This is a genomic window from Citrobacter sp. BIDMC107 (genome assembly GCF_001037575.1).
GTDB classification, from domain to species: Bacteria; Pseudomonadota; Gammaproteobacteria; order Enterobacterales; family Enterobacteriaceae; genus Citrobacter; species Citrobacter freundii.
On record NZ_KQ089848.1, the window covers coordinates 1,338,197 to 1,360,981 of the forward strand.

18 protein-coding genes are annotated in these 22,785 nt (G+C 48.9%); 7 read left to right on the forward strand and 11 right to left on the reverse strand.

All coding sequences use genetic code 11. The features are described 5' to 3' along the window. Positions 1-3 precede the first annotated feature (3 nt). The 3 genes from SK39_RS06315 to SK39_RS06325 are packed head-to-tail and all read right to left on the reverse strand — an operon-like array spanning position 4 to position 2,890. The gene (locus SK39_RS06315) at positions 4-1,056 is read right to left on the reverse strand and encodes a FecCD family ABC transporter permease (RefSeq protein ID WP_048216787.1); all 1,053 of its coding nucleotides are present in this window, start codon (positions 1,054-1,056) and stop codon (positions 4-6) included. Further along, positions 1,053-2,066 (reverse strand): FecCD family ABC transporter permease, encoded by a 1,014-nt coding sequence (locus SK39_RS06320; protein ID WP_003021289.1) that lies wholly within the window; start codon positions 2,064-2,066, stop codon positions 1,053-1,055. Before SK39_RS06320 ends, SK39_RS06315 begins: the two co-directional genes overlap by 4 nt. Further along, positions 2,063-2,890, reverse strand: coding sequence for an ABC transporter ATP-binding protein (locus tag SK39_RS06325; RefSeq protein ID WP_032937018.1), 828 nt, complete (start codon positions 2,888-2,890; stop codon positions 2,063-2,065). Before SK39_RS06325 ends, SK39_RS06320 begins: the two co-directional genes overlap by 4 nt. 446 nt (positions 2,891-3,336) lie before the next feature. Between SK39_RS06325 and SK39_RS06330 the strand changes: the two genes are divergently transcribed. Together SK39_RS06330 and SK39_RS06335 are read left to right on the forward strand one after the other, a co-directional pair. Next, positions 3,337-5,499, forward strand: coding sequence for a TonB-dependent siderophore receptor (locus SK39_RS06330; RefSeq protein WP_048216788.1), 2,163 nt, complete (start codon positions 3,337-3,339; stop codon positions 5,497-5,499). Positions 5,500-5,676: 177 nt separating this feature from the next. Beyond that, positions 5,677-6,186 (forward strand): hypothetical protein, encoded by a 510-nt coding sequence (locus tag SK39_RS06335; protein WP_003021281.1) that lies wholly within the window; start codon positions 5,677-5,679, stop codon positions 6,184-6,186. A 99-nt stretch (positions 6,187-6,285) separates the two neighbouring features. Here the strand turns inward: SK39_RS06335 and foxA are convergent, their stop codons facing one another. The 3 genes from foxA to SK39_RS06350 form a co-directional block, all read right to left on the reverse strand. Beyond that, positions 6,286-8,394, reverse strand: coding sequence for a ferrioxamine B receptor FoxA (gene foxA / locus SK39_RS06340; RefSeq protein WP_129622532.1), 2,109 nt, complete (start codon positions 8,392-8,394; stop codon positions 6,286-6,288). A gap of 121 nt (positions 8,395-8,515) precedes the next feature. After that, a complete protein-coding gene (locus SK39_RS06345; protein ID WP_003838681.1) occupies positions 8,516-9,499 on the reverse strand; it encodes a helix-turn-helix transcriptional regulator in 984 nt (327 codons plus the stop codon). 124 nt (positions 9,500-9,623) lie between these two features. Continuing rightward, positions 9,624-10,529 carry a LysR substrate-binding domain-containing protein gene (locus tag SK39_RS06350; protein WP_032937022.1) on the reverse strand — a complete coding sequence of 302 codons (906 nt, stop codon included), beginning with the start codon at positions 10,527-10,529 and terminating at the stop codon, positions 9,624-9,626. Between the two features lie 109 nt (positions 10,530-10,638). Here SK39_RS06350 and SK39_RS06355 point away from each other — a divergent pair, with 109 nt between their 5' ends. Next, a complete protein-coding gene (locus tag SK39_RS06355; protein WP_048216790.1) occupies positions 10,639-11,268 on the forward strand; it encodes a LysE family translocator in 630 nt (209 codons plus the stop codon). Positions 11,269-11,369: 101 nt separating this feature from the next. On the opposite strand, the gene SK39_RS06360 is transcribed toward SK39_RS06355, so the two are convergent. The 4 genes from SK39_RS06360 to pepT form a co-directional block, all read right to left on the reverse strand. Continuing rightward, positions 11,370-11,606, reverse strand: a complete 237-nt coding sequence (locus SK39_RS06360) for a hypothetical protein (protein WP_003838687.1) — start codon at positions 11,604-11,606, stop codon at positions 11,370-11,372. A gap of 96 nt (positions 11,607-11,702) precedes the next feature. Next, on the reverse strand, positions 11,703-12,332 hold the full coding sequence (locus SK39_RS06365) for a DUF2913 family protein (RefSeq protein WP_032937024.1): 630 nt from the start codon (positions 12,330-12,332) through the stop codon (positions 11,703-11,705). Positions 12,333-12,654: 322 nt separating this feature from the next. Beyond that, on the reverse strand, positions 12,655-14,016 hold the full coding sequence (gene dcuC, locus SK39_RS06370) for a C4-dicarboxylate transporter DcuC (protein WP_003830889.1): 1,362 nt from the start codon (positions 14,014-14,016) through the stop codon (positions 12,655-12,657). Then, complete coding sequence (gene pepT / locus SK39_RS06375) at positions 14,013-15,269, reverse strand: peptidase T (RefSeq protein WP_032937025.1); 1,257 nt, start codon at positions 15,267-15,269, stop codon at positions 14,013-14,015. Before pepT ends, dcuC begins: the two co-directional genes overlap by 4 nt. A 1,317-nt stretch (positions 15,270-16,586) precedes the next feature. On the opposite strand from pepT, the gene SK39_RS06380 reads away from it, so the two are divergent. Both SK39_RS06380 and SK39_RS06385 read left to right on the forward strand, forming a co-directional pair. Continuing rightward, entirely contained in the window at positions 16,587-16,844 is a 258-nt protein-coding gene (locus tag SK39_RS06380) for a YjhX family toxin (RefSeq protein ID WP_003021255.1), read from the forward strand. A 10-nt stretch (positions 16,845-16,854) separates the two neighbouring features. Further along, entirely contained in the window at positions 16,855-17,601 is a 747-nt protein-coding gene (locus SK39_RS06385; protein WP_048216791.1) for an SAM-dependent methyltransferase, read from the forward strand. Between the two features lie 56 nt (positions 17,602-17,657). Here SK39_RS06385 and SK39_RS06390 read toward each other — a convergent pair whose 3' ends face one another. Beyond that, positions 17,658-18,221 carry a DJ-1/PfpI family protein gene (locus SK39_RS06390; RefSeq protein ID WP_003838695.1) on the reverse strand — a complete coding sequence of 188 codons (564 nt, stop codon included), beginning with the start codon at positions 18,219-18,221 and terminating at the stop codon, positions 17,658-17,660. A gap of 403 nt (positions 18,222-18,624) precedes the next feature. Here SK39_RS06390 and SK39_RS06395 point away from each other — a divergent pair, with 403 nt between their 5' ends. Together SK39_RS06395 and SK39_RS06400 are read left to right on the forward strand one after the other, a co-directional pair. Then, complete coding sequence (locus SK39_RS06395) at positions 18,625-19,734, forward strand: agmatine deiminase family protein (protein WP_048216792.1); 1,110 nt, start codon at positions 18,625-18,627, stop codon at positions 19,732-19,734. A 503-nt stretch (positions 19,735-20,237) separates the two neighbouring features. After that, positions 20,238-22,460, forward strand: a complete 2,223-nt coding sequence (locus SK39_RS06400) for an EAL domain-containing protein (RefSeq protein ID WP_048216793.1) — start codon at positions 20,238-20,240, stop codon at positions 22,458-22,460. Positions 22,461-22,785 lie beyond the last annotated feature (325 nt).

The following is a 22,785-nucleotide window of genomic DNA, read 5'->3' on the forward strand; positions in this document are numbered from 1 at the left end:
CAATTACAAACGATCCCGGCGACGCCAGAGCAACAGCAAAAAGAACGGTCCACCGACCAGGGCAATGACGATCCCGGCGGGGATTTGCAGTGGTGCAAACGCCAGACGACCCACGGTATCGGTGACCAGCACCAGCAACGCACCGATCAACGCACTTCCCCACAGCAGCGCTGTTTGTCCGCCACGCAGCCAGAATCGTGCCATGTGTGGCGCCATCAACCCGACAAAACCGAGGCTGCCCACGCAGGCAACACTGGCGGCGGTGAGTACAACCGGCGCGAGAAAACGCAACAACGCCAGTCGGGGTAAATGGACTCCTAGCCCCGTTGCCGTCGCATTGCCAAGTAGCGCCATATCCGAAGCGCGCGCCGTGGCAAATAAGATGATGGCCGCAGGCAACGTCCAGACCAGTGCCACCAGCAGCAGTGGCCAGGTGGCGGCATGAAGGCTCCCCGCCAGCCAGACCAGTGCAGTCTGTACGTCACGGACATCGGCGGTGGTCATAAATACGCCCATTCCCGCGGCAAAGAACCACGACACGCCAATGCCTATCAACACGAAGCGAGGCCGGGAGAAATCACGGGCCAGCAGCATCACCAGTGTGGCGACCAGTGCGCCGCCGGCCATTCCCGCCAGGGGCCGCCAAACCAGACTTGCTGACGGGAAAAGCAGCACCAGGGCCAGTACCACCACGCAACTCCCTTCTTTGACACCGATGAGCCCGGGATCGGCCAACCCGTTGCGGGTGATAGATTGCATCGCCGCCCCTGCCAATCCGAGCATCGCCCCGCACAGAAGCGCCATCAGCAGTCGAGGCAGTCGTACATCCCAAACGACATACTGTTGCTGAGCCGTCAACGCCTGAGGGTCAAACACCGCCCGTCCGATAGCGGAAGCCGGAACCGGGAGCGACCCCTGCATCACGCCAAACAGCAGTAATGCGATTGCCAGCACCGTCAGGCTGAGGCTGTACAGCACGGTTTTGGGACGAATGACACGAGAAAATCCACCCACCCGCCATGCACGAAGCCCTGCACGTTGCAGCATATCGTTCATTTCAAAAACCTCGACGCAATGAAAATAAACGCCGGTGCGCCCACCAGGGCGGTCATGATCCCTGTAGCCAGCTCCTGCGGAGCCAGCACCGTGCGGGCGGCAATATCCGCCAGCAGCAGCAGCGCCGCGCCCAGCAATGCCGACGTCGGTAGCATCTGACGAATATCTTTTGTTACCAGACGGCGGGTAACGTTAGGCACTAACAGGCCGATAAATCCCAGCGGCCCCACGACAGAAACTGCCGCACCGCACAACAGCGCAATGGCGATCATCGCCAGCAAGCGTATGCGCAGAATGTTCACCCCTAACCCACAGGCCATACGGTCGCCGAGAGCCAGAATATTCAGGCCCGGCGCGATAGCGATCGCCAGCACCATACCGGCAAGCGACGGGGGAACGGCACTTTTGACACTTTCCCAACGCAGACCCGCGAGATCACCCACCAGCCAGGTGCGCATTGCCAACAGGGTTTGTTCATCCAGAATCAGGATGGCCGCAGTAAGCGATGACACCATGGCCGACAGCGCCACGCCGCACAGCGTGACCTTCAGCGGCGTTAAGCCACCGCGCCCGGCAGATGCAAGCGCCATCACCAACGAAAAGAGTGCCGCAGCACCGCCTGCCGCCAGCAATGGCTGGCTTACCCCCGTCACGCCAAGCGCGGTGCACAACACAACGACAAACGCCGCACCGGCATTCAGCCCCAGAATATGCGGTTCTCCCAGCGGATTACGAATCAACGCCTGCAACAGAACCCCCGCAACACCTAACGCCGCGCCGACCAGCATCGCCGCCGTCATGCGCAGCAGACGTAAGGAGACAATAATCCGGTGGTCGAAATTTTTCGCGTCAAAGTGGAACAGCGCCTGCACGACGGTCTGCGGGCTGATAGTGCGTGCGCCCACACCCAGATGCACCACTGCCAGAACACACAACAGCAGCGTTAACACGGGGAACGCCAGCATAATCCGGCCACGGCGACGAGCCAGTGTGCTTGCCATGACCGTCATTGCTCTTGCCCGCCCGGCGCGCGGAACGGCATAAAGAACGGTTTGCCGGTGAGAGGATTCACCGACATCTGCACGTCGACGTCAAACACGTGCTTAATCAACTCGGGCGTGCAGTTTTCGCCATCATGCACGACGCCCTGCAACGTCCCCTGTTTGAGGAACACCAGCATGTCCCCGTAATTCACGGCAAAATTCAGGTCATGCAGGACCACAACCACAGTACGGCCATGATGACGAGTCAGTGAATGCAACAGTTCGAGGATCTCCACCTGATAGCGCAGATCGAGAAACGTAGTCGGCTCATCCAACAAGATGACCGGCGTTTGCTGTGCCAGCGCCATCGCAATCCAGCAGCGCTGACGTTGCCCACCGGAAAGGCTCTCTACCGGCAAATGCGCAAAATCAGCAGTTCCGGTTAACTGGAGTGCCTGCTCCACGGCGCGTTCGTCATCGTCCGTCCATTGCGAAAGCATGTTCTGCCAGGGAAAACGCCCACGCGATACCAGTTCGAAAACGGTAAGTCCTTCGGGCACCAATGGGGATTGCGGCAGGATGCCGAGCTGGCGTGAAACCGCTTTGGTAGGCTGTTGATAAATGGCTTTTCCATCCAGCAATACGCTGCCGCCGTGCGGTTTCAACATACGGGCGATAGTGCTTAACAACGTTGATTTACCCGAGCCGTTCGCCCCCACCAGTACCGTCATTTTGCCTTGCGGAATAGTGAGACAGATATCGTGGACAATGGTGTTATGGCGATAACCCGCAGAAAGCTGTTGTAGTTCAATGCCCGTTCTGTGGGCGATATTTTCCACATGCTGTGGCATGTTCACTCCTGCGCCGCCGCATGGCAAAGCCTGCATGCGTAATTCTCTAAATAAAAATAAAACTCATTCTCTTTGTGATCTTGCTGGCTTGCACTGTAGTAGTCAAGCAATTACACCCTGTAGTTACATCACCTGTCGCCAACAACTAAAGCACAAATAAAAAACGCTGAAAAATCAATAAAAATCATTCTTTTTCAATATATTGAAAATTAAATACTCTTAAAAAAACGACGGTTAAATTGCGTCAAATCGCTTGTAGTTTCTTTTTCAATTTTACGTTTACTACTACAAACACTCATGATTGAATGATTCTCAATTACACATCTGACGCCAGTAACGCTGGCTTACAGATGGATAAATGCAGGGCTGGCAAGCCGGGCAATGAATTGAATCAACTTGTTTCCCTGCCCATTTTTGGCAGGGTCTTTTGCGGAATAAATAAAATAATGGCTGAGTTAACGACTTACTTTTCGGGGATGAAAGGGCGGGCATTGTGCTCTGCTCTCTTTCTGGGCATGACAACAACACCTGCGGTATTTGCAGCGGAGAAAGAGACGACTCCGCCTAAAGGGGAAGATACCATCACCGTTCGGGCAGATGCATCGTCTGCCGATCAGGCCGTAACATCGGGTTATCAACCGCTGAGTTCGTCCACCGCGACGCTGACATCCATGCCATTGTTGGATATCCCACAAGTGGTGAACACTGTCAGCGATAAAGTTCTGGAAGATCAGCATGTCACGACGCTGGACGAAGCGCTGTATAACGTTAGTAACGTCGTGCAAACCAACACATTAGGTGGCACACAGGATGCGTTTGTCCGCCGTGGCTTCGGCGCAAACCGTGACGGTTCGGTGATGACCAATGGTCTGAAAACCGTGTTGCCGCGCAGCTTTAACGCCGCCACCTCACGCGTGGAAGTGCTGAAAGGCCCGGCCTCAACCCTGTATGGGATTCTCGATCCCGGCGGCCTGATTAATGTCGTCACCAAACGTCCGGAAACACAGTTTGGCGGGTCGATTTCAGCAACCTCCAGCAGCTTTGGCGGTGGCACAGGGCAGTTTGACGTGACCGGGCCGATTGAAGGCACGCAGTTAGCCTATCGCCTGATTGGCGAATATCAGCATGAGGATTACTGGCGTAACTTCGGCACCAATCAGAGCAGCTTCATCTCCCCGTCCCTTACCTGGTTTGGCGACAAGGCCACCGTCAACGTGCTCTATTCACATCGCGACTATAAAGCCCCGTTCGATCGCGGCACCATTTTCGATCTCAACACCAAACACGCGGTGAATGTGGATCGCAAAACCCGTTTTGATGAGCCGTTTAATATCACCGATGGCGAATCGGATCTGGCGCAGCTGAATGCCGAATACCGTTTCAACAGCGAATGGACAGCGAAATTCGACTACAGCTTTAGTCAGGATAAATACAGCGATAATCAGGCTCGCGTGATGGCTTATGATTCTGCAAGCGGAAATCTTACCCGCCGTGTTGATGCCACTCAAGGCTCCACTCAGCGCATGCACGCCACACGTGCCGATTTACAGGGCAACGTCGATATCGCTGGCTTTTATAACGAGATCCTCACCGGCGTCTCTTATGAGAACTACGATCTGCTACGCACCGACATGATCCGCTGCAAGAACGTAAAAGGGTTCAATATTTATAATCCTGTCTACGGTACGTTGGATAAATGTACTAACGTTTCTGCCGCTGATAGCGATCAGACTATTCAACAAGAGAGCTATTCTGCGTATGTGCAGGACGCGCTGTACCTGACCGATAAATGGATCGCCGTCGCCGGGATGCGTTATCAGTACTACACCGAATACGCTGGCAAAGGCCGTCCGTTCAACGTCAACACCGACAGTACCGACCAACAGTGGGTGCCCAAATTCGGTATGGTGTACAAACTGACGCCGTCGGTATCGCTGTTCGGTAACGTGTCGCGATCCTTCATGCCGCAATATTCTATCGCCAGTTATATTGGCGAATTGCCACCTGAAACTTCAACGGCTTATGAAGTGGGGGCAAAATTCGATATCTTTGACGGTATCACCGCCAATATTGCCCTGTTTGATATTGATAAACGCAATGTGCTGTACAACGAAATGATCAATGGCGAAACTGTGGCGAAAACTGCGGGTCGCGTGCGTTCACAAGGTGTGGAAGTGGATGTCGCCGGTTCGTTGACCACCAACACCAATATCATCGCCAGCTACGGTTATACCGCCGCGAAAGTGACGGAAGATCCTGATTACAAAGGTAAGCCGCTGCCTAATGTACCGAAGCATACCGGCTCATTATTCCTCACCTACGATATTCAGAATGCCTTTATGGGCAATACCCTGACGATTGGCGGTGGGGGTCATGGGGTGAGCCGCCGTTCCGCAACCAATGGCGCAGACTATTATCTGCCGGGCTATTTTGTCGCCGATGCCTTTGCCGCTTATAAAATGAAGCTGCAGTATCCGGTCACATTGCAGCTCAATGTGAAAAACCTGTTTGATAAGACCTATTACACTTCATCCATTGCCACCAATAATCTGGGTAATCAGATTGGCGACCCACGAGAAGTGCAGTTCACGGTGAAAATGGAATTCTGATCCTCTTCATCCATTAACCCTGCCAATTCTGGCAGGGTTTCCCGTCTGTCCTGCCATTTTAAGACAATTGAACTTGTGCCATCGTGCTCTCGTTTATACAACCTTAAATATCATCCGTAATAATTTTTCTATTTTGTTATGGGCGACTGGGATCAAAATAATGAACGGGATAACATCATGACTAAAATAAAACTGGCACTGCTATTACCTCTGTTTCTGGCAGGTTGTACGATGAGTGACGGGGAATTAAGAAACGCTTACGCTCAGCATTATCAGCAACCTACCGCCTATGTAGATGCTTATAAACAGAAAATAGCCAGTATGGATATTCATGCGCTGGCCCAATATGCCGCCGCAGAAGATAAGAAAAAAATGCGTGGGCAGCCAAGACTGAAAATCGACGAATTTATTACCATTGAGAACGTGCAGGCGAAAGGAAATCGGGTGGTCTACGATTACTCACTGTCCGAAAACTGGCTGGCGCTGTCCGCAGATAAACAGCGCGAGAAGCAGACCAATATGAATAAAGACCTGATCTACCGTACCTGCTCGCTGGAAACGGTACGTCTGGCGCAGGCAAAAGGGCTGGAAGAAGAGCATAACTATTACAGTCAGTACCCAGACAAAGTCGCCTTTACTCTGAGAACCAGCGCGCAGATTTGTATGCAAAACGGTTTTACACAATAACCGCAATCCACTATGCCTGATGCGCTACGCTCATCAGGCATACAATTTACACACTGCACCAGGCCGGATAAGGCGCCAGCGCTGCATCCGGCTAAAACATCAGAATTTCCAGGACACACTGCCGACAATGCTGCGCTCGGCGCCGAAGTAGCAGTATGAGAGCGAGTTACAGGCCGCAACGTAGCGCTTGTCGGTCAGGTTGTTAACGTTCAGCTGCGCGCTCAACCCATTAATACCGATATTCGTTAAGTCGTAACCAATCACCATATCCACCAGTGTGTATGACGGCAGGGTGTGAGTATTCAAGCGATCGCTGGTAATACCGTTAACGTAGCGCACGCCTGAACCCAACGTCAGACCGTCCAGCGGACCACTTTTTACATCGTAGCTCAGCCAGGCACTGGCCTGGTTACGCGGGGCGTACACTGCGCGCTTGCCCTGCTCTTCCGGGCTGCTTTTCTTATAGCGAATGTCGGTATAGGTATACGCCGCCTGCAAACGGAAGCTATCCGTCAGTTGGCTAATTGCCTCCAGCTCCACCCCTTCAGATTCAATTTCCCCAATCGAGCGGTATGGATCGGTCGGCTCTTCTTTAGTGGCTATATTCGTCTGATTGATACGGAACACCGACGCGCTGAACTGACTGTTAAGTCCTTCCGGCTCATATTTCAGCCCGGCTTCCCACTGCTTGCCTTTCATCGGATCCAGCAGATTGCCGTTCTCATCGGCAAAACTGGTGGGCGTAAAAGCAGTGGAGTAACTCACGTACGGCGCAAAGCCGTTATCGAACAAATAGAGCAACGCGGCGCGGGTGCTGAAGTTGTTTTTATCCAGATCGCTGCGAGTATCCTTGATCTTATCAATATTAGAAACGCTGACCTGATCGTAGCGACCACCGAGCGTAATACGCCAGCGATCCCATGACATCTGATCCTGCAAATAGTAACCCGTCTGGCGCAGCTTGTGTTTCTCACGCGCATACATGTCGATGTAATCAGGCTTCGCGCCGTACACCGGATTAAAGGCGTCAATCGGGGGGAAAGCGCCGTAGTAGCCGGTGGTATTGTTGCTGCGATCCTGATAGTCGATCCCCACCAGCAGACGGTGGTTTACCTGCCAGGTATCAAAGCTGCCGTCGAGCTGGTTATCCAGCGTAATCGCCGACATTTTTTCATCGGAGCCGGAGTAGCCGCGATTAAGCTCGGTTTCATTCAACCAGCCCGCCGCATACACCTGGTTCAGCTCAACGTCGGTATGCAGATAGCGCAGCTTTTGCCGCACCGACCAACCGCTATCAAACATATGCTCAATGTTGTAGCCCACCATGTTTTCACGGCGATCGTATTTGTCATAATCATCCTCGCCTTCGTAAAAGGTATTGGAGATCTTTTGCCCGTAATGCGGAACCACGGTGCCGTCATACGGCAGACCGGAGTGGCTTCCGCCTTCCGGGTCACGGTGCAGATAGGCCATCAGATCCAGACGCGTCTGGTCGGTGATACGCCAGGTCAGGCTGGGCATCAGCGCGTAACGTTCTTCCTTCAATGGACCAAACTGCGAGTCCGCATAACGCGTCATCCCGCTCAATCGCGCCGCCACTCGATCGTTATCATCCAGCGCCCCGGTGACGTCAAACGCCGCGCCGCGCTGGTTATTGTTGCCAGCAAACAGCTTCACTTCACCGCCCGCATCAAACGACGGCTTACGTGAGGTCAGCGCCACAATACCGCCCGGGGAGGAACGGCCATACAGTACGGAAGCCGGGCCACGTACGACTTCGATATCTTCGAGGAACCACGGATCAACCACCAGCGAGCTGTGTGAGTTGGTGTCGCCCATCATCTTCAGACCATCGAGATAGACGTTATCCAGGCTACCGTCAGAAAAGCCACGCAACACGATGTAGTCAAAGCGGTTGGAGGCGCCAATCTGATTGCTGTACACCCCCGGCGTATAGCTGACAGCCTGGCGCACGCTGGTTGCGCCCTGCTCTTCAAACTGTTCACGGGTAACGATCGATACCGACTGCGGCGTTTCAATATCCGGCGTGGCAAGCTTCGTGGCCCCGCTCTGCATCTGCGAGGTGACAACCACCGTATCGTTTTTTGTTGTTTCCTGCGCCAGCAGAGGAAAAGCCACGCAGCCGGTCACCCATCCCACCAGCAGCGCCAAGCGAGTCTTCGCGAACATGAATATCTCCAAAGGCATGTCTAATTGTAAGTGAGAATTATTACCTTTTTGCTGACGGAGATAGCTATGCCGGATGCCAGGTTGCCTATGCGCAGTGCCAAATTGTCAGGAAATCACGTGCGTAAAACGCAAATATGGATTAGCAAGGTTTGAGCAAATCGCCGGGCGAAAAGCCGTAACGACGACGAAAAGCGGTAGAAAAGTTGGTGGCATGCTGATAACCCGACATCCAGGCCGCCTGCTGTACGCTATATCCTTCCAGTAGATAGCCGCGCGCATGTTCCAGACGGCAATCGCGCAGGTAGTCGAATACCGAACAGCCATAGGCTGCACGGAACTTACTGCGCAGGCTGCTGGGGCTCATCGCCGCGCGTTGGGCCAGTTCATTAAGGGTATAGTCATTTTCGGGACTCTCCTCCAGCAGTCGGCGAACGACCTCCAGCCGCTGCTGCTCACCGCTCGTCGCAAGACGTTTACCGCTCTCGACCTGACACATGCTGAGACCATGACCGAACAGTTGTAATATCAGCCCTTCCAGCATCAGCTGACGAGAAACATGGCTAATCGTACTCTGCTGCGCGTACTGCAGTCCGCTGAGTAAAAACCCCGGTACCTGCCAGATAAGCGTCGGCGTCTGGCACCTTTCCCACTCGCGCATCAACGATTCAAGCAACCCCGTGCGATACGCGCCGTCGGGATATAAACCGAGCGATAATGTCCGGAGTTTACAATCAGCATGATGACGGGCACGCATCGTCTGGTGCTCACTCAGGCGTGAGCTAAACGCCATGCCGGAGCGCACCACATGCTCCTGTCCGTTAAGCGTCAGGATCACGCAGCCTTCCAGAACCACCAGCATATACAGAGGACTGTCGTGGCGAGAGGTGGTTTCGTAGGGTTGCAATACCTGTACGTCGGAGTGCGTCACGCACATCCCGCAGGGGAGAGTCATCTCCTCAATTTCACCTTGCAGAACAGGGCTGCCAGACGGCAAATCCGGTCTTTGTGCCAACAGGGGAAAGCGGTAATCGATCCCGTAGCGCTCACCAAAATCCATAAACTCGCTTACGGAGAAAGTGCGAGCGACGCGTCCGGAGGCATTCAGGGCGGTGGTGTTGTTCATGCTGTCTTCTGCACAGGAAATGGGATTAACGGTTTATAACTGAAGCAACATTACCATTACCTGCACAATACGACAATAATAATGAGAACCATTATCAATATAGGTAATCAGCTAAATAAACAGCTTAATCCAGCCAGTTTAGATCTGCCGAGGAGGCACACGGCGCAGCCTCTTTTAACCAGCGATACAGCAGCTCAATATTTCTGAGCCGTGTTGAAGCCTTTGGCCAGACAAGGTAATACCCCTCGCCAGTCGCCACAGCATCTTTAAACGGTAACGCCAACATCCCTGCCTGAATGGCCGCCAGGCTTAGCAGCAGGTCGGCAACAGACACGCCATGACCACTCATCGCGGCAAGACTACCCTGCTCCAGGGTGTCGAACACTTTGCCTCGCGCAAGATTCAACGTCGGAAACTTCCCAGTGCGTTGCAGCCACCGACGCCAGTCTCGGCGATCCGCTGAGGGATGAATCAGTTCACAGGCAGAAAGATCGCGCTGCGCCTGCACCAGCAGTGCGGGTGAACACACTGGGATAAGCCACTCCTGAAACAGCAACCGGCTGTCGGTATCGTCGCCAAAATGGCCATTCCCTAACAGGATCGCACAGTCATACGGTTCACGACTGAATGATACGGAATCGGTATCCATCCAGACGCTGGAAATTTCGATCACCGGAGTCGGATGCGCTTCACGGAAAAGACGCAGCACATCCAGAAGCCAGCGCATTGTCAACGTAGACGGCGCTTTCAGCCGCAGCTCATGACTGCTGCTGCGAAAGGCATGACACGCGTGTTCCAGACTCTGAAACCCAGCCGTCAACTGCTGCGCTAACCCTTGGCCAGAAGGTGTTATCTCGATACGCGGGCCGCTGCGGATAAATAACTCACAGCCAAACCATGCCTCCAGCGTGCGAATATGACGGCTTACCGCGCCCGGCGTCACGTTAAGCTGAATAGCGGCTTTGCTGAACGATCCTAGACGGGCTGCGGCTTCAAAAGCCCTCAGGGCATACAACGGAGGTAGCGTCATCGAGAGTTTCTATGTTGAGTTTTACTCACAGTAGAGCGCAGTTTTATTCGTTTTTCAATGCGCTACGTAAACGGAATACTGGTGGAAAATATCATCAGGATAATCAGGTATGAATTTCACTTTACTGGCTGCCTATAGCCTCAGCGTAGTAACCCTGCTGTTAACGCCGGGTCCTGTCGTGGCGCTGATTACCACCACCGCGGCGCAGCACGGCTATCGCCGGGCTTTTCTCACGCTGATTGGCACTAACGGCGCTTCTTTAGTACTGATTGCTCTGGCTGCACTGATGCTAGCTGGCGTGGTTTCAATCTCTGCGATATGGCTTGGCGTACTGGGTCTTGTGGGATCGTTGTATATCGGAGTGATGGCGATTAACGGCCTGCGGGCCAGGGCCTCAAACCCCGGGCTGGGTGCGCGAAAACGCGATAACAGCGGGCTTATCCACGGATTTCTGACCGGGGTCGCCAACCCAAAGGACATTTTGTTTTTCGTAGCGTTTTTCCCCCAGTTCATTGCCATTACGCAAGATTTCACCACCAGCATTCTGACGCTAACGCTGGTGTGGGTTATTTTTGATCTGACGGTGCTGTCTTTTTACATCGTGGTTTTCAAACGCTGGATACCAGAGCGCTTTGCCAGATGCAGCAGTTTTATCTCCTTTCTTTTTCTGCTCGCGGTGGCGGTGTTTGGCATTATTTATAATGTACACGCACTACAAATGCTCTCACCCGCGCTGTGATCCTCAACAAATTGTTCAGCCAGACATCTCATCTTGCACCGGGAAGGATAAAATAAGAACAAATCGACATTAATATTATTAATGGATCAATAAACCCGGATTCAGAAAATATAGACGATAACATTTTCATGGCGTTCAACTGGCACCCTCACCCATGATAACGCATCAACGGCGATAGGTGCCATGTCATTTTCTAAACGAAGTAGAGGTGTATTGTCATCTGGCACAACTGTGCTTTCACCGATCTCAAGAACGCCCCGAAAAGAAATGGACATATTGTCTGACGTATCCGACAACCTTATCCATTCGGTTGTAATCACTAACTTTCGAGTAAACATTCGCTATCCTTTGCGCGTGGTATATATCCGATACTTTCACAAGTAGATCACTACTCTTTGAACAAACAGAAATTTTTCCTCTATATCAGTTAAGCATTACTTAACAGAAAGGAAATTGAAATAATGAAACTCATTCGAAATGTGTTTCACAAATTCAACCGGCAGGTTATGTTTGATGAACGTTAACTTTGCAAACTCAACATCGCCGTACACTCGAATACAGAAAGGTTTGACAATCTCGCCCTGCACGCCAAAGCACTCCTGAAGCCGGGCATCATCCATAAAGATAAAGTCACCTTTTCTGACTTTAATACTTTCATGAAGTCCTTGCCACTTCTCTGGAGTGAGCAGAAAGCTCTCCCATCCATTATTTCTCAACACTTCAATCGTATGAGTAAATTTAAAATAGTCGTTTTGCATTGTCACGTCACCACTCGACGTGGCGTACAAATATTCTATTTTAAATTTAAGTTGTGCATTGATGCTTTTTTTCTTCCCCTCATCAATTAGCCACTGAAGCTCACTGACAATGCTCTTCGAAAATATTTTTCTTTTTTTTGCAATAGCCAGCCAATGCATAATGAATAGATGCTCTGACATTTTGGAGTAGATCTTATGATCCTTTATTGCGATACCAATTGCAACTAACGCACTCCAGGTAAATGTTTCCAGATCATCCTGATAATGATGTCGTAACGTACTGACTCTTCCAGAATCCCTTACCACTTAAACCTGCCCAAATAAATCGTCATTGTTATTCCACGTTATTCTTGTATTACTCTATTAAAAAACTACTACAACTAAAATCGCCAAAATATGATCCAGGTTAACTTATCCCTATGTAATAAACGTGCAAATACAATACATCATACTTATTAATCATTAATCCAGAATAGCTCAACAATGTCCAATAAGAATAATGCGATAAAGATAAAAGTTAATAATAATCACCAGTAATCAATATCATCTGCGGTGATAAGAGCTGTAATCAGAAAAAGCAAACTACCGGGCATTTAGCAAGCCGGAAGTTTGCTTGTTACAAACGAAGTTAATAGAAAATACCGATGATCAGGGTATGAGTTACAAAGCCCACAATCAGCGGTACGGCGGTACGTTTAACCACATCAAATGGCGTTATTTTCGCCCCACTGGAAACGGCAATCACCACGCCGGAAACCGGTGAAATTGCCCGCCCCATATGTGATGCCTGCTGCATCGGCAGGATCATGGCAACAGCGTTAGCGCCCATACTTGCCGCGATTTGCGGGATCAGCTCAACGAAAGCAAGGAATGGCGCATTACCCGACCCCATAATAATAGCCGCGGCCAGCGTCACCAGCGCAAACACCACCGCCATAGCAAATGGGGGTAATCCCACGTGCTCCGCCATCAGGATTAATTGATCAATGGCACCAATAACTTTAATCCCGTGGGCAAAAACACCTGCCGCAACCAGCAGCCCAACTACCCCGGTAAAGGCAGTGCCCATGCCTTTAAGGAAATGGCTGAATCCTTCGCATACTGACTTTAAATCACGCACCCGCAGCCATTCAATCAACATACAGACAGCCATCGAAATGAGCACAATGGTGATAATATTCAGGTTAATACCACTGACAAACATTTCCGATGATCCCACCGCCATCAGTATCGGAAGCATCGGGAGCAGCGCATAAAAAGCCGGGGCTTTTCCTGAGTCAGTCACCTCAGCGCTACCGATTTCTCGTGGAAGCGTCCCCGCTTTACGGTCGCAATGCCGCTGCCAGAAGAAATGGCAGACGCCGACGACCAGCACGGTTGCCAGCGCTGCGGGTCCCTGGTGGTAAACAACGTATTCCACCACATCCATATTGACCGCTTTAGATCCCCTGATAGCATCGATGGCCGTCGGGGTATATGCCACACCAAGCGAGGTGGCAATAACCCCAGCGGCTGAGGCCGCAGAAAGCCCTAACCCCAGCATAATGGGGAACATCGTCCCCATCAGCAACACGGCTAGCCCAGTGGCGGATGGAATGGCCAACTGCAGGAGGCTGGCGAGCAGATAGGAGAAAAATAGAAGCACATAGGGCGAACGCAGCGCACGCAAAGGTTTCGTCACAACCCGCACAACCGCTTCATTTGCCCCGATATGATCCATGTAATGCGCAAATCCCATGAGCGCCATGATCATCAGGCCGAGATCGGCGGCACGCGTACTAAAGAGATCGCGCATCACCTCGAAAGGATCGAGAAATGAAATCCCCGTACTGGCAACGCCCTTCGGTAATACAGAACCCCATCCGGTTAACGCCGTACAAATCATCAACACCAGGCCAGCAATGAACAACACGGGTTCAGCGCGATAACCTTTCAGGATAAGACGCGCGACCACTACGATAACCAGTAGGGCAATTAACACCTGAATCATGACTGAGCTCTCCCCTGCGCGAACTCAGAAAAGGTTTCCTCAATGACCGCTACCACGACATCGCTGGCGGCCCGCAGTGAACGCACCGGCAGGTATTCATAAATCGAATGAAAGTTATGGGCACCGGTAAAAATATTCGGGCAAGGTAGTCCTTTCTGCGATAACACTGCGCCATCATATCCACCACGCATGGCGACAGGTTGCGGGGTAATGCCACACTTCTGATACGCGCGTAACGCAATATCAATCGGGTAGTGAGCATCGCCCTGCAAGCTATTGAACACATTGGCATAGCGATCGGTTAAATGGCAGACCACGCTGTTTTCTCCCCACAGCGCGCAGGTGCCGACGGCCAGCTGGCGGATATATGCCATACGCGCCTTATACCCCTCTTCGGTAAAATCCCGGATATCCAGCTTAAGTACCGTACGGGCGCTGTTACCCTGAAGTTGTTTTACCCAGTAATACCCTTCGCGTCCTTCCGTATACTCAGGCGCCTCTCCTCCGGGCAGCATCGCAATAAACTTATGCGCCATCAGCAGAGAGTTCTTCAGCTTACCTTTGGCCGACATAGGGTGTGCGGACTGGCCGGTAAAGATGATTTCCGCATCACCCGCGTTCCAGTTCTCATAGACAAATTCTCCAATGCCGCAGCAGTCCAGGGTATAGCCAAAATCAGCCCCAAACGCCGCAACATCAAATGCTTTTGCACCTCGTAATCCCTGCTCTTCATCAGGAACAAAACCGACCTTCACTGGCCCATGCTTAATCTCCGGATGTGCGACAAGGTACTCCAGGGCATTCATAATCGCGGCGATGGCGGCTTTATCATCTGCCCCCAACAGACTGGTACCATCCGTCACCAGCAGGTCATCACCGATATAATTTTTCAGTTCTGGAAAATCACTTTCGCGCAGATAAATTTTTAGCTCCTGGTTCAGACACAAATCCCCACCGCTGTAGTGAAGACGTTGTGCTTTTGTGTCCGCAGTCTGTTCCGCACTGGTATCGAGATGACCAAAAAAGGAAACGACAGGGATCGCGTCGTCCGTATTTGCAGGTAATGTCGCTGTCACAATAGCGGTATCCCTGACCTCAATGTTTTCCATTCCTAATGCTTCAAGTTCTACTGCCAGCAGTTTTGCCAGTTCCATTTGACCAGGTGAAGAAGGCATTATCCCATTAGCACCATTTTCCCTTGAGGTCGTGGTATTGATTTTCGTGTAGTTAATAAAGCGTTCAACAATATCCATTCCAGGAGATCCTTTAATGTATCATTTACGAGGTACTGCAAGAGAAGACCTGCATACAGCGTGGGTTGAATAATCTGAGAACAAAATAAAATCAGCACTCATCCCAGAATGCTGACTTTATGGGCATTACGACAACGATTTATAAAAAGGAAGATAAAAAACCAGTAATTATGCCAGTGATTAAAAGCTCCGTTCTGATTGATAAAATCATATTTCCTGTCTGTTTTTACTGCATTTTCCATGGTGTTAAGCTAACAGAAGTCATAAACGGTATTCGTATATCTAAGAGATAATAAAAATCATTTAGATTCTTGCACCCAATACCGACACAAGATATACCATCGCTATATTTTTTAATGAACGAATCCTGTAACAGCAAAATGCAACCGTTTGCACCTCTCTACAAATAGCCACTTAACGCACTAAAATCCGTGAACAAAATCACAATTATTTCAAAAGCGAGAATTAACATAACGCTGAAAAACAGGCAGTTATAAGAAAAATCATATAATACCGCTATAAATAAATATAAAATTACACTATTCACTATAAAATAGATTCATAGCGATACTATTTCAATAGTAACGTATGATTCAGAGAAAAAAATCTGTCGTCATCACTAATGTAATGCAACAAGAACAATAATATTAATTATCTATTTATGATGACTATCAAAATAATATACAGAAAAAAAAACCTCTCCCCTGAGAAGAGATACAGGGCAGAGGTAATACGGGTGTTAAGGACATTTTTATAGTTTTGATGATAACAGAAGAGCTTCTTGCAGGATTGAGTATACACACTTCATGACGTTAAGAAAATTCCTAAATAGAATTAAACACAAACACCATTAAAAATTCTTTTTATAATAAAGACCTGTTTATCAAATAAAACAAAATTAAGATAAGAAAAGATTAAATATCACTAATCTATAGTGTGACGCAAGTGAGACCAACTACACATCATTACGACCAATACCGCTACTGACGATGTCTGAAAATTCAATAAATTTAATACATTCATACACCGCTCAGCTAGCTGAGAGTTAAAAAATTATAAAATAAGCTAAACGCAATTTTTAGTCATAGATCACATTTTCCCGACAGGACGATTCCCCTACTCGTCCAGGCTGGTATGATTCAGCAGGTAAATATCTATCAACTCAACCCGAGGCTTTGATGCTGGAGAATGTAATCATCAGATAATCAGCTTACCGACCTTTTCAGGCCGGACTGGTTATCAATGCGCCGAAATCGAATGCGGACACCGCTGTGTGTTTGCACGTTTTGCACATGATGATTAAACAGGTTTTCCAGTATGAATTTATCCCGTCAGGAACAACGTACCTTACACGTACTCGCCAAAGGTGGCCGTATTGCTCACGTCCGTGATGCTTCTGGTCGCGTCACTTCCGTCGAATGCTATAGCCGCGAAGGGTTACTGCTCTGCGACTGCACGCTCGATGTATTCAAAAAGCTCAGAACGAAAAAACTGATCAAATCCGTCAATGGTCAGCCCTACCGCATCAATACCACTGGGCTGAACAACGTTCGCGCCCAACTGGATAATCGCTAAGGAGAGAGAGATGGATATCCCGAAGATTTTTACAATCAGCGAAAGCGCACATCGCATTCATAATCCGTTCACCGCGCAGAAATATGCAACGTTAGGTCAGGTTTTACGGATGACTCCAGGAACCCGCATCCTGGATCTCGGCAGCGGCTCTGGCGAGATGTTGTGCACCTGGGCACGCGATCATGGAATTTCCGGCGTTGGTATCGATATGAGCCAGTTATTCAGCGAGCAAGCCACCCTGCGGGCAAGTGAATTGGGCGTCGCTGAGCACGTGCGTTTTATTCATGCCGATGCAACAGGTTATATCGCCGAAGAAAAATTCGATATTGCCGCCTGCATTGATGCAACCTGGATTGCCGGCGGCGTTGCCGGAACGGTCAAACAGCTGGAACAAAGTCTCAAATCAGGCGGGATCCTGCTCATCGGCGAACCGTACTGGCGCCAGATACCCGCAACGGAGGAGATCGCTAAGTCTTGCGGCGCGACCTCAGTGACTGATTTCCTCTCTCTACCAGAACGCGTTTCGTCTTTCGACCAGCTCGGTTATGACGTGGTCGAAATGGTACTGGCGGACCAGGAGGGTTGGGACAGATACGAGGCGGCAAAATGGTTGACGATGCGCCAGTGGCTGGAGGCAAATCCGGACGATGAGTTTGCCGTCGAAGTCAGAGAGCAACTGAGAAGTTCACCAGCACGCCACGTTACCTTCACCCGGGAATATATCGGGTGGGGCGTGTTCGCACTCATGCGGAGGTAATATCTCCTGTCGGTATAGCCAGGCTGGTTATACCGACTTTTTCATCTCATCGTCGCTTACTTCATTAATACTTCAACAAATTTAGCTAACCATTGCGGATGCGCGGGCCATGCTGGTGCCGTCACCAGATTGCCATCAACGTGGGCCTGATCAATGCCAATATCGGCATAATGTCCACCGCTCAGACGAACCTCAGGCGCACAGGCCGGATAAGCGCTACAGGTCCGGTTTTCTAACACTCCCGCCGCCGCTAATAGTTGGGGTCCATGACAAACCGCAGCGATAGGCTTATCGGCAGTGTTGAAATCTTGCACCAGCTTAATGACATCTGGATTCAGTCGAAGATATTCCGGAGCACGCCCGCCGGGGATCAACAGAGCGTCGTAATCGGCGGCCCGCGCCTCGGCAAAATTCGCATTCAACGTAAAACGATGCCCCGGCTTTTCACTGTATGTCTGCGCCCCATCAAAATCGTGAATGGCGGTTTGAACGTAGTCACCCTGACTTTTATCCGGACAGACGGCATCCACACGATGCCCAAGCATTTGCAAAGCCTGAAAAGGCACCATCGTTTCATAATCTTCGACATAATCTCCGACCAGCATCAGTATCTTCTTCATTCACATCCCCCACTCACGGTTATTAATGATGAGAAATAACGGCCATCTTTACTATAGTCCACACGGTTCATGGCATTAATAAATACAACAGAACAATCGGCCAGATCACAATCCGCGGCAAGGCCCGTCAGACGAGGCTTCAGAGCCTACGACGTGACACATGTTCATGCTGATAAATATAAATTATATATAAATATATAGTTGATAATTTTTAATAGTAGTCAGACTCACTCATAATATAAAAAGAAGAGATTGCAACGAATATCTCCTGTGCTATATTCCGCATGAAACTTATCCGCAATCAATTTATTTATTATTCAATATTTAAAATACGCAGAACATTAATTATCTATTATTATTTTATTCATCCAATATCAGATAAATATACGCAAAGGTTAATCCTATGATGACAAGACGTTCGTTCGTCTGGCAAGGTCTGGTGACTTCAACGAGTATGCTACTCGCCGGTATGACAGGCATCAGTTTTAGCCAATTTGCCCGCGCAACAGAGGACCGCCGCTGGCAAATGCCGGATGAAGGCGCACCGCATGCGGCAACCTGGATGGCGTTTGGTGCCAGTGCCGAGATCTGGGAGCCTCATCTGCTACCGGTGGTGCAGGAAAACCTGGCGCTAGTTGCTAAAACCATCGCCGCATTTGAACCCGTAAATATGTTGGTACGCGAAGAAGACAGCGAGCTCGCCGCGCGTCTGTGCGGACCGTCGGTCAATCTTCTGGTTCACCCGATAGACGATTTGTGGATCCGCGACACCGGGCCGGTGTTTGTGATAAGCGCCAGCGGTGCGCTGGGCGGTGTGGGATTTAATTTCAACGGCTGGGGCAATAAGCAAGAGCACGAACGTGATGCCGATGTGGCTGAATTCGTTACTGATTACGTTCATGCCGAGTTCATCCGCTCGGCACTGACTCTGGAAGGTGGCGGTATTGAGGTAGACGGCGAAGGCACGGCGATTATTACCGAGAGCTGCGTGCTTAACTCCAACCGTAATCCCGGCGTCAGCAAAGCCGAATGCGAAGAAGAACTTAAGCGACTGCTAGGTCTGGAGAAAATCATCTGGTTGCCGGGTATTGCCGGCAAGGATATTACCGACGGCCATACAGATTTTTATGCCAGGTTCACGCATCCGGGTACGGTGGTGACAGGTCTTGAGCAGGATCCGTCGTCCTTTGATTACGCGATCACCCGACGTCATCTGGACATATTACGAGCCGCCACGGATGCCAAAGGCCGACGGTTGAAGGTAGTCACGCTGGAAGGACCTTCTACCATCCGCCAGACTTATGCGAGTGATGATTTTGCCGCAGGGTATATCAATTTTTATCTGTGTAATGATGCCGTCATTGCACCACAATTTGGCGATAAGCGCACCGATCGTAATACCCATGCTATTTTGCAGGAGCAGTTTATCGATCGTGAAATTATACAACTGAATATTGATGGCATTGCAGCTGGCGGCGGCATTCACTGCGCGACACAGCAGCAACCTCGTTAATGATTAACAATTGAGTGTATTGTGGGAAGGTGGGGAAACTCACTTTCCTGCCAATATCATAATAATTCCTTTAGAAGGATGCCTGCATAGGTTAATTTTTAATAAACAAAGTGCTCAATTAACATTTATGAAATAAATACCTTTAAAAAATAACATTTTAATAGCTTTTATCGATCTTTCGTGGTATTTATGATCTGCCAAACCTATCGATAAAATCTATCAAAAGATTTATATTGATCGTTTTTATCGATCGTCTATTCTGTCTTAAATAATGGCTACTGACGGAATTTTTATTATCAGTACAGTCACAAAGATTGTTCTTCCCTGCGTTGTGAAACACACGGAAATTATCGAGGTTACCTTTAAAAAATTTACATAACATATTTTAGAATAGTTTTCAATTAGCGAAAACATCCAAAAATACACATTTCAAACCTCCAGTCTAACCTGTTTTAAGTAGATGACTTAAATCGAGAACGGTGATAACTCACTGAGAATTGCGAATGATGATATTGCTAAGAAAAACTGAAAATATAAATTTCATTAATACATTTAGAGGCTATTTTTGTGTAGGCATCGCGTTTTTTGCATTACAGCTGGTCGCTGGTCATCTCAGTAAGCAAGAGGATGTTGCGGGTATAACACTGCATTTTTACAATCTCACTTTACCTCTTATTTCTGCACTGCTGGTTTTATACCGGCAAAAGGCGCTGCCAATTTTGGGTGCCTTTTTCTTGTATGCCCTTTATTCTTACTCTTTATCTTCGGTGTTCACGCTAACGGCTCAACTGCTGGCTGCTCTCATTAGCCAGACACTCTACTTTTTCTCGACAGGTAAACGAGGCGCGGTTAGCTTTGGTCGTAGCCAGCTTACAACCCTGCGTATTGTCTGGCTCGTGTGTTGCAACGCCTTACTATTCATCTCGATTGATTACTGGCTCCAGTCGAACACTGCCTCAGCACCGATCACAAACCTTTTTACACTACAAACACTAATTAACTTACAGTGGTTGATGAACTCTTGCCTGACTGGCATCCCTTTTTGTTATCTGTTGCTTAGAAGCGTTCAAAACCCTGCATGGTGCATTTTATACATCAGACAAGTGAAGACGCTGATAAAATCCGGCCCTCCTATTCTGTATCAAGTATTATGGCTGGTGCTGTTACTCTGCATTATGTCCGCTTTGATCGTCATCAGAGAAGATATTCTTATATTTACAGACTATTCATTACTGTGGTTACTTCCAGTAATGCTGTGGGGAGTGATCTGCATTGGCCATGCTTTTATATCCCCTGTATGGGTAACAATGCTCATCCTGTTGGGATATTATATAAACAGTTATATTTCGCCGGATAACTATAATAATTATTTACATAGTCTCGTGATTTCCTCCACGATAGTGTTTGTCTTTTCTCTTACGATTGTTGTTACCGGTGTACTTGTGGTCCGTAACCGAAAATATCTCCGCCGCCTCAAACAACTTTTTAGATCAGAGCCTAATACCGGACTGCCTAACTTTCAGGCCCTGCAAATGGACATCCGTAAACACGCAACAGAGTGCTTGTGTTACATCCGTTGTACAGAGTTGAATACGCTGGAGCAAACCCATGGAATAGAATTCCGTTTTGAATTTGTAAAAGCGCTAAGCTCATATGTACGTAAATTGATTAAGGATACAGGTAACATTTATTACGCACCTGGTCATGGAATAATTCTTCGCCTTAATACTGCCCCTGACATTCCTACTCTTTACAAAGACCTAAACTCTTTTCGTTTTATCTGGAAGGATTACCAATTGGGACTATCTTGTGGTGTGGCATATACCACCGAGAAAAACCTGATTAAAAATTTATCACAAGCAATTAAACATCTTAATACCCAAAGCTACATCTCGTTAATGCAGGGGCAACCGTTGTTACTCAGCCCGCAGGTGCCAGGCGATAAAATTGTCAGTCAGGCAGTCATTCGTCATATGTTGCAAAAAGCAATTGACAGAAAATCGTTTGAGCTTATGGCTCAACCCATCGTATCAACGATGCTGGTTGTTCAGCCTATCGTTTCAACTACGGGACTGACACGTTATCACGAGATACTTATTCGGATAAAAATGGTTGATGGTAAGTTAATCTTTCCAGATACCATCCTACCCGTTGCTCGTGAGGCAGGATTACTTCCTGCACTGGATATCACTGTTATAGAGCAAACATTTCGTTTTATACAGTCACGGCAGAAATCTGACCCGAACAGTCATTTCTCCATTAATCTGACACCTGACTCGCTTAATAAAATTGATTTTCTTGATAATGTTTTCACATTGTTTAGAAAATATTCCATCACACCTAAACGTATAATTTTTGAAATCATTGAATCAGATATCATTGACAACGCTAATGTCACTGATGTTCTGAGAGCATTACGTAAAGCCGGTTCTAAAATTGCTATTGATGATTTTGGCACAGGGGCGTCAAGCTATTCACGACTCAGAACATTAGACGCAGATATTCTGAAAATTGATGGCTCCTTCATCCGTAATATACTGACCGATGAATTTAGTCGATGCGCCGTCAGATCCTTCTGCGAAGTAGCAAAACTCAAAAACATGGAAGTAGTAGCTGAGTTTGTTGAAAATGAGGAAATTGAAAAGATGCTAATTACGATGGGTATTGGTTGGTTACAGGGATACCATATAGGGAAACCCGTTCCTATTGAGTTGGCTGAATTATAATAATAATTATATTCCTACATTGTTCCACTTACCGGCTCCCGTGCCGGTTTTTTTATTCCCTTAACTAAAACTGCATATTAATTAAGCAAAACACCATACAACTTAACGTCATAACATCGTGTTGTTGCTACCTATCAGTCTACAGATATTGCCATACAGCCATGAGTTGTAGAGCCTCCCCCCTCCTAAAAATAAGGGTTTTTTTAGAGAATCTTGAAATTTATATGGAGATTAACGCTCCTCCATATGGAGGTTTTGTATTGTGCAAAAAAAACGGCGAGAAGGATTTTCCTGCATGATAGGCTGGTTTAGCCTTAAAAACATG